The organism is endosymbiont of Lamellibrachia barhami (assembly GCF_011947365.2).
Taxonomy (GTDB): domain Bacteria; phylum Pseudomonadota; class Gammaproteobacteria; order Chromatiales; family Chromatiaceae; genus QGON01.
Map to the genome: position 1 here is coordinate 1,314,912 of NZ_JAAVSH020000001.1, position 7,520 is coordinate 1,322,431.

General features: G+C 53.7%; 8 protein-coding genes and 1 pseudogene. 6 read left to right on the top strand and 3 right to left on the bottom strand.

Going from position 1 to position 7,520, the window contains the following annotated elements; translation table 11 throughout:
• Nucleotides 1–49: 49 nt before the first annotated feature.
• Nucleotides 50–1,290, bottom strand: a pseudogene (gene cysG / locus G9Q73_RS05875) (siroheme synthase CysG); the annotation flags it as partial.
• Nucleotides 1,291–1,469: 179 nt separating this feature from the next.
• Between cysG and G9Q73_RS05880 the strand changes: the two are divergent.
• The 3 genes from G9Q73_RS05880 to dsrE2 all read left to right on the top strand — a co-directional run bounded on the left by G9Q73_RS05880 (nucleotide 1,470) and on the right by dsrE2 (nucleotide 2,702).
• A complete protein-coding gene (locus G9Q73_RS05880) occupies nucleotides 1,470–1,799 on the top strand; it encodes a rhodanese-like domain-containing protein (protein ID WP_369408844.1) in 330 nt (109 codons plus the stop codon).
• A 154-nt stretch (nucleotides 1,800–1,953) separates the two neighbouring features.
• A complete protein-coding gene (locus G9Q73_RS05885; RefSeq protein WP_177418967.1) occupies nucleotides 1,954–2,184 on the top strand; it encodes a sulfurtransferase TusA family protein in 231 nt (76 codons plus the stop codon).
• Nucleotides 2,185–2,219: 35 nt separating this feature from the next.
• Nucleotides 2,220–2,702, top strand: a complete 483-nt coding sequence (gene dsrE2, locus G9Q73_RS05890) for a sulfur carrier protein DsrE2 (protein WP_177418968.1) — start codon at nucleotides 2,220–2,222, stop codon at nucleotides 2,700–2,702.
• Nucleotides 2,703–3,122: 420 nt separating this feature from the next.
• Here dsrE2 and G9Q73_RS05895 read toward each other — a convergent pair whose 3' ends face one another.
• Nucleotides 3,123–4,421, bottom strand: coding sequence for an OmpP1/FadL family transporter (locus G9Q73_RS05895; RefSeq protein WP_177418969.1), 1,299 nt, complete (start codon nucleotides 4,419–4,421; stop codon nucleotides 3,123–3,125).
• A gap of 206 nt (nucleotides 4,422–4,627) precedes the next feature.
• On the opposite strand from G9Q73_RS05895, the gene G9Q73_RS05900 reads away from it, so the two are divergent.
• From G9Q73_RS05900 to G9Q73_RS05910, 3 genes are all read left to right on the top strand, one after another.
• Entirely contained in the window at nucleotides 4,628–5,542 is a 915-nt protein-coding gene (locus G9Q73_RS05900; RefSeq protein ID WP_177418970.1) for a LysR family transcriptional regulator, read from the top strand.
• Between the two features lie 11 nt (nucleotides 5,543–5,553).
• Entirely contained in the window at nucleotides 5,554–5,928 is a 375-nt protein-coding gene (locus tag G9Q73_RS05905; RefSeq protein WP_177421290.1) for a Crp/Fnr family transcriptional regulator, read from the top strand.
• 85 nt (nucleotides 5,929–6,013) lie between these two features.
• Complete coding sequence (locus G9Q73_RS05910; protein WP_177418971.1) at nucleotides 6,014–7,078, top strand: AI-2E family transporter; 1,065 nt, start codon at nucleotides 6,014–6,016, stop codon at nucleotides 7,076–7,078.
• Between the two features lie 88 nt (nucleotides 7,079–7,166).
• Here the strand turns inward: G9Q73_RS05910 and G9Q73_RS05915 are convergent, their stop codons facing one another.
• Nucleotides 7,167–7,358: a YgaP family membrane protein gene (locus G9Q73_RS05915; RefSeq protein ID WP_177418972.1), complete on the bottom strand. Its 192-nt coding sequence runs from the start codon at nucleotides 7,356–7,358 to the stop codon at nucleotides 7,167–7,169.
• Between the last annotated feature and the right edge of the window lie 162 nt (nucleotides 7,359–7,520).

Here is a 7,520-nt window from a genome sequence, read left to right on the forward strand (position 1 = left end):
TGTGTACTTCGTTTCAGTTACGTATTGCTCGGTGAAGACCGTTGCATGTAGTGGTGCCTTGCTGAACAGAAGTGCGATGGGCATGTCCCAGGGTGCCGTGAGCCTGGAGTTGCTGGCGGATCACGGAGCAGTCCGAACAGTCCCATGTAAACGATTGTCTGATTGGGTTGTGCCAGCATCTCCCAATTGAGATTCATGGTGCCGTCTTTGAGGTGGCCGGTGACGAAGGTGACCGACTGGGCATCAATCTCATGGGTGGGGAGTGCCCGCATAGGAGGCGCAACCTGCAGCAGCAGTGATGCCGGGTACGACCTGGAAGGGGATGCCCTCTTCGGCGAGGGTGTCGATCTCCTCGCCGCCGCGGCCGAAGATGAAGGGGTCGCCGCCCTTCAGACGCACCACCCGTTTTCCCTCTTTGGCCAGACGCGCCAGCAGTTTGTTGATCTCCTCCTGCCGCATGGCGTGGTTGGAGCGCTCCTTACCGACATAGATGCGCTCAGCATCCTGGCGTGTCATCTCCAGGATCGGTTCCGCCACCAGCCGGTCGAAAACGACCACATCGGCCTGCTGCATCAATCGCAGGGCGCGGAAAGTCAGCAGGTCCGGATCGCCCGGCCCTGCACCCACAAGATAGACCTCACCGGTCGGTTCCGAGAGTTTGGCCTCCGTGAGAGCCTTCTCCAGCAACTGATCCGCCTCGTCGGCGTGTCCGGAGAAGATGCGTTCCGCCACTCCACCCTGCAGCACGTTGTCCCAGAACAGACGCCGGTCTTTCGGTTCGCTGAAGGTCTCCTTTACCCGTTCTCTGAAACGGCCGCAGAATTCTGCCAGGCGGCCGTATCCCGCAGGGATCAGGGATTCGAGGCGGGCTCGAATCAGACGCGCCAGCACTGGAGAGGCGCCGCCAGTGGAGATTGCGGCAACCACGGGAGAACGGTCGATCACCGAGGGAACGATAAAGCTGCAGAGTTTAGGCTGATCCACAACGTTGACCGGGATGCGTTGTGCGTTGGCCAGCTCGGCAATGTTGCGGTTGACTTCACTGTCGCTGGTTGCAGCGATGACGAGATGACTCTCCGTCAGGTCACCCTCGTCAAAATGCCGCTCCACATGGGAAAGCTGTCCTGCATCTCGCCAGGTGGTCAGATTTGGCGTCAGTTCGGGTGCAACCAGAATAACGGCTGCACCAGAATTCAGCAGGGCAGCGGTCTTGCGTTCGGCGACAGGGCCACCGCCTACCACCAGACAGCGCTTGCTGTTGATGTCGAGAAAGATGGGGAAAAAGTCCATATATTCAATGCTTCAGTGAGAATTTGGAGTGATGGTGGATTGCCACAGCTGTCGGGCATGGGCGAACAACCCGGTGAAATCCATGCTATTTTATACGATTACTTCATGCTTTTGGCTTGAAATATTTAAACGCATTAATATACTAATGCGCTCAGTTATTCAATATTAGGTGGTAAAACGTGCTGGTACAGGAAATCGACTCTTCCGATCTGCAGACCCGCATCTCCGCGGGCGACGACTTCTATCTGCTGGATATTCGCAGTGTCGGCGAAGTGGCCCAGGGGATGCTGCCTGATTCAGATCATATGCCGATGCATGTCATTCCCCTGCGCATGGATGAACTGCCCAAGGATAAGGATGTGATCCTCTACTGCCACAGCGGTGCCCGTTCCTACCATGCCTGTGCCTATCTGATTCAGCAGGGGTTTAAAAACGTGATTAATCTGCGCGGTGGTATTCTGGGTTGGGCGCGCTCGGGTTATCAGGTGGCTGCTAGAAAAGCTAGCTAACAAATTGAATTTCCATAGGTAAACGGGTTTGTAGCCTGTTTGGCCACTGTTTCGCCAAGAGGTTTTGCTTGCGTTTCAGTGGCGCTTCGCATATAAATTACGCCCTGGATTATTCCTATACATTCTAATACAACCATATTCTGGAGGTCTTACCATGGCTGATTTCGATCAAGAGTTGGATGCAAGCGGACTGAACTGCCCCCTGCCCATTCTGCGTGCAAAGAAGACTCTGAACGGCATGGAGTCTGGCAAGGTTTTACACATCATTGCTACTGATCCCGGTTCCGTGAAGGACTTCGAGGCATTTGCCAAGCAGACCGGTAACGAGCTGATGGAATCCAAGGAAGTCGGCGGCAAGTTCGAATTCCTGATCAAGAAAGGCTGATTTCCAGCCATTGGGTTATATTGGAGACAGTTTAGATGTCAGACACGAAAAAGTTAGCCATCATCGCCACCAAGGGTTCGCTGGACTGGGCTTATCCGCCTTTTATCCTCGCGTCGACCGCTTCGGCCTTGGGTTATGATACCGAGATATTCTTCACCTTCTACGGCCTGCAGCTTCTGAAAAAGAATCTGGATCTGCAAGTGACCCCGCTGGGCAATCCGGGTATGCCGATGCCGATGGGCATGGATAAGTGGTTTCCTGTCCTGGGTCTGACCCTGCCGGGTATGCAGGGCATGATGACCAGTATGATGAAGAAGAAGATGGCATCCAAAGGCGTTGCCAGTCTGCCGGAATTGCGGGATCTTTGTCAGGAGGCTGAGGTTCGGCTGGTTGCTTGCCAGATGACCGTTGACCTGTTTGATATGAATACCGCTGAATTCATCGACGGCGTCGAATACGCCGGTGCCGCCGCATTCTTTGAGTTTGCTGGCGAAAGTGATATCTGCCTTTACATCTAATCCGTTGTAAATTGCAGTTCCAAAGCGCTGCCCTCACAAGGGGTGGCGCTTTTTTTATGTCTGGCTTTTACTAACTATTCAGCACAATTCAATGTAGGTCGGGTTAGTCGCGCGGCAGTACAAGATTGAAATACGGTACGGTGCCTTGCGCGCGACGTAACCCGACAAAGTGCTGTTGGGTTACGATGCGCCCGGAACTTGCTGGCAAAATGAAAGTTTGAAACCATGCGCATCTAACCCAACCTACAAAATAGGCACGTATTCAGCTACCCCACGAAAGTCCGGAAACCACGGACTCGTGAGATGTACTGAGCGTAGCGATACGCATCTGTCGTGATTGATAGAAGCAACATGAACAAGGGCAGATACAAAAAAACCGGCGCGATGGCCGGTTTTTTTGTGGTTGTAGCGGGATGTGGTTTACATAAACGTCTTGTTCACACCAAAACCAAACAGGTGGACGCTGGACTCGTAGTCGCCCACAACGGCACTGGTGCCATTCGTCTCGCCATTGGCGTGGGTTGTCGCAGTTGGTGTGCGGTCTTGAAACTTAACGTACATATAACCGGCGTCGATCGACCAGCCGTCTCCCAGTTGATGGCCAGCGCCAAAGCTGAAGAGGTGGCGGTCGGCATCGGGTACGCGGGGGCTGTAGTAGTCGTCATCCTGCGGGGTTTCATCAAAGGTGTAGCCAGTACGCAACTGTGTTTTTCCAGTGAGGTCGTAGGTGGCGCCGAAACGGTAGGCGTTGACGTCTTTCCATTTGTTTTCGCTGCTGACGTAGTTGATAAGGGAGAGCTCCTTGTTATCCACCACAAGTGTGTCGAAACTGCTCCATCCTGTTCGGGTGATGTCGAACTCCAGCGCCAGCTTATTCGTTGTCTGGTTGCGCACACCGATCTGCAGGCGGTAAGGCACTTCAAGTTCGGCAACCACATTGTTTGAGGCAAAGCCAGGTACCGGTGAGCCGGGAGGAAGGACAATAGTGCCGTCGATGGGGATCTTTGCGGCTGAGTGGAAACTGCCACCAAAGCTCCAGTTGTTCATCACATAGAGGCCGCTGATGTTTAAACCGGCGCCACGGCCATCACCCTCGATTTCAACAGCAGGGTACGCCACGCCCCCATCATTAACCGCCGCATTGAATATCACCTTTTTCATCCAGTAGAGATCGATGCCGCCTGCTACGCTGAAATTGTCGTTGATCATATACGAGACGCTGGGGGAGAAGGCGACGATCTCCAGCTTGGTATTGGTGGGCATGGTTTCACCCAGAGGATATCCGCCAGGATTGGCGGCGCTGGCAGCAAAGGTCTCTGGCAGCCAATCGGTCTCCAGCCCAAAAGGTGCATTGACAGACAGGCCGATCGACCAGTCTTCGCTCATCTGATAATGCGCACTGATGGCGGGAACTGCCACAAGGTCATTGGACTCGCTATCGAATGAACCGTTGCCTGTGGTGACGCTCAGATTGGGCTTGACCAACAGCCCGCCGAGACTGATTGATCCCCCCTCATGGAAAGACATAGCTGCGGGGTTGTAGGCAATTGCGCCGAGATCTTTGTGGTTTGCGACTACGGCATTTGATTGTGCCATGCCGGAAACCGAAAGTTCAGGGACAGCAAAACCGGAAGCGGCGGCTTGTTGAACGGAGAACGCAAGTGCGATTCCGCAGGCCAGGGCCAGATTGTGCAGTTTCGGTGTGTGGGTTTGATGCATGGGTTCCTCCGCCCGTATTTGTATGGTTATTTTTTGCCCTTATTTTAGGCAATCCCGTGAGGCTAAGAGATTCAGGGGAAAAATGCCACCAAAATACGGTTTTTTTTGTGGCGGGGACTAGATTAGCATTCCCTCATAATAGGGTTTTATGATATAAAAGGAATTTATCGGCACAGAAAGCCGAGGCTGAGCAGGGGAAAATAAGTATGGCCGATCGCAGGTTACAAGTATTTCACACGGTTGCGCGCCTGCTGAGTTTTACAAAGGCGGCTGAAAACCTGCACATGACACAGCCTGCGGTGACATTTCAGGTGCGTCAACTCGAGGAGTATTTCAACACGCGACTGTTCGACCGCACACACAACCGGATCAGCCTCACCGAGGCAGGGGGCCGGGTATTCGAATACGCCGATCAAATCTTCGTTCTCTATGCCGATATGGAAAACGCGGTGCGTGAGATGACCGGCGAGATCCGCGGGGCGCTGACCATTGGCGCCAGCACCACCATTGCGGAGTATATGCTGCCCGCGTTGCTCGGTGATTTCGGCAAACGTTATCCGGAAGTCACCATTCATCTGCGGGTTTCCAACTCTGATGGCATCGTCTCCATGGTGGAGAACAACAGTATCGATTTGGGGGTTGTGGAAGCTCCTGTGGGCAACAAGAACCTGGTGGTCAGGGTATGCCGGGAGGACCATTTGGTTGCTATTGTGCCACCCGGCCATGCGTTGGGAAGTTACGCTGCCATCCCGTTCAAGAAACTGCTGGATTTTCCCTTTATCTGCCGGGAGGAGGGATCCGGCACCCGGGAGGTTATCAATGACTATATGTGTGAGCACCTTGATAGCTGCGACAACAACCTGAACATCACTATGGAGTTGGGCAGCCCGGAATCGGTCAAGGGGGCAGTGGAAGCGGGTATGGGTGTTTCAGTGGTCTCCCGGGCGACCATTCAGAAAGAGTTGAAGTTGGGTACTCTGTGTGCCATTAAGCTGGACCCGCCGTTGCAACGTCCGTTCTCCTTTGTCCATCAGAAACAGAAGTTTCGCCTCCGGGTCATGGAGGAATTACTCGAATTTGCCAGTGCTTACTGTGAGAGTCACTCTACTGAGGAAATGTAGCTTTGCAGTTTATGCCAACCCAGAAAAAATTACCTCCAGAGCAGCGCAAGCTGCTCGATTTGTATTTGGTGTTGGATGAACAGAACCGTCAGAGTCTGATGGCGTTCGCCGAATTTTTAACAGGACGAGGTCGAGAGGAAACCCATTTCGAGCCGGAGCCGCTGCAGACGTTCAAGCCGACCCCGCGTCCTGAGAGTGAATCCGTGGTAAAGGCGATCAAAAGATTGAGTGAGAGTTACTTCATGCTGGAGCGGGACCAGATGTTCAGCGAGACCTCGTCACTGATGATGGCTCATGTGATGCAGGGTAGGGGGGCAGTGGAGGTCATCGATGATCTTGAAGCCCTGTTTGAGCGGCATTATCAGCGTTATCGAGATGGAGACTGAATATTCTGCTTCCAACTTCCAGCACCTGGAAAGCAGCCTCGTGACGAGGCAGGGCCTGTTAACAGGCCCTAGACTTTAAACAACCATGCAAGTCATTACAGACTGGTTCAAACGTTACTTTTCCGACCCCCAGATTGTCTCCCTGACGATCTTTCTGGTGATCGGTTTTGGCGTTGTTTTGACCATGGGGGACATGCTTGCGCCGGTGTTGGCCAGTGTGGTGATCGCCTACCTGCTGGAGGGGGTGGCTGGCCTGCTGGAGCGTCGTAAGTGTCCCCGGTTGGGTGCGGTACTACTGGTGTTCAGCGGTTTTCTGCTGTTTGTCGCGCTGGTTGTGTTGGGCTTGCTGCCGCTGCTCTCCCGTCAGGTGACGGAACTGGTGCAGCAGTTGCCGACAATGATCTCGACCGGCCAGCAGGCGTTGATGCAGTTGCCGGAGAGATACCCTGAAATCGTCTCCCAGGTACAGATAGAGGAACTGATTGGCCAGATTCGCAGTGAGATCGGTGGTTTCGGCCAACGGGTGCTCTCCTGGTCGGTGGCCTCGGTAGTCGGCGTTATTACCCTGCTGGTCTATCTGATTCTGATGCCGTTACTGGTCTTCTTTTTTCTCAAAGACAAAGTGGTGATCCTGGATTGGATTATCCAGTACCTGCCTAAGCACCGAAAGTTCGCAGGGACGGTGTGGAGAGATGTGGATCGGCAGATCGGTAACTATGTGCGCGGAAAGTTTTGGGAAATTATTATCATCTGGGCGGCGAGTTATGCCACTTTCTCCCTGTTGGGACTGAATTACGCTTTGTTACTTGGTGTGGCCGTAGGTCTTTCGGTGATCATTCCCTACATCGGAGCGGCTGTGGTCACCTTCCCAGTGCTTTTCGTTGCTTGGTTTCAGTGGGGCTGGTCTCCCGATTTTGCCTGGCTCGCAGCCTCTTACTTCGTGATTCAGGCGCTGGATGGGAATGTGTTGGTGCCGTTGCTCTTCTCTGAAGTTGTTAATCTGCACCCGGTGGCAATTATTGTTGCGATCCTGGTGTTTGGAGGATTTTGGGGGTTTTGGGGCGTCTTTTTTGCCATTCCTTTAGCCACTCTCGTGCAGGCGGTTTTGGCCAGTTGGCCACGGCCCGTCGTAATCGAGGGCCCTGAGTGAATCGGCCCCCGTCCAACCTGGAGGTAACCCCGAAACGAAAGGCACGACACCAGTGGCGTCGGTGCCCCCCGTCGGGGCTTGGCCGGGATCAACTCTTGTTGGTGTTGACGCCAATAATTGAGTAGAGGGGACACCAGCCCATCAATGCGGTAAACAGGGGCACAGCACCGATAGCGCCCCACCAGTTGATTGGGTCGCTCAGGATGAACCCCCAGGCCAGTAGGGCAATACCTACGATAATACGAAGAATTTTTTCTATTCCGCCAATGTTCTTAATCATCTTTTTCTCCTGATCTGTTGATGAAGGAGGCGAGCCTCAATAGCATGAGAGGCAACGCCATGCCCAGAATGCTACTCGTGGCTGCGTCGAATGTATGTGACTTAGTCACATTGGCTCAGCGTGTCCGGATACGCCTAGATGACGCAAAGGTCGCAGAGAGAG

Coding starts and splice junctions, on each gene's coding strand:
- dsrE2 (WP_177418968.1), top strand. CDS start 2,220: ATGTCAGACACGAAAAAGTTAGCCATCATCGCCACCAAGGGTTCGCTG.
- G9Q73_RS05910 (WP_177418971.1), top strand. CDS start 6,014: ATGCAAGTCATTACAGACTGGTTCAAACGTTACTTTTCCGACCCCCAG.
- G9Q73_RS05885 (WP_177418967.1), top strand. CDS start 1,954: ATGGCTGATTTCGATCAAGAGTTGGATGCAAGCGGACTGAACTGCCCC.
- G9Q73_RS05915 (WP_177418972.1), bottom strand. CDS start 7,358: ATGATTAAGAACATTGGCGGAATAGAAAAAATTCTTCGTATTATCGTA.
- G9Q73_RS05905 (WP_177421290.1), top strand. CDS start 5,554: ATGCCAACCCAGAAAAAATTACCTCCAGAGCAGCGCAAGCTGCTCGAT.
- G9Q73_RS05900 (WP_177418970.1), top strand. CDS start 4,628: ATGGCCGATCGCAGGTTACAAGTATTTCACACGGTTGCGCGCCTGCTG.
- G9Q73_RS05895 (WP_177418969.1), bottom strand. CDS start 4,421: ATGCATCAAACCCACACACCGAAACTGCACAATCTGGCCCTGGCCTGC.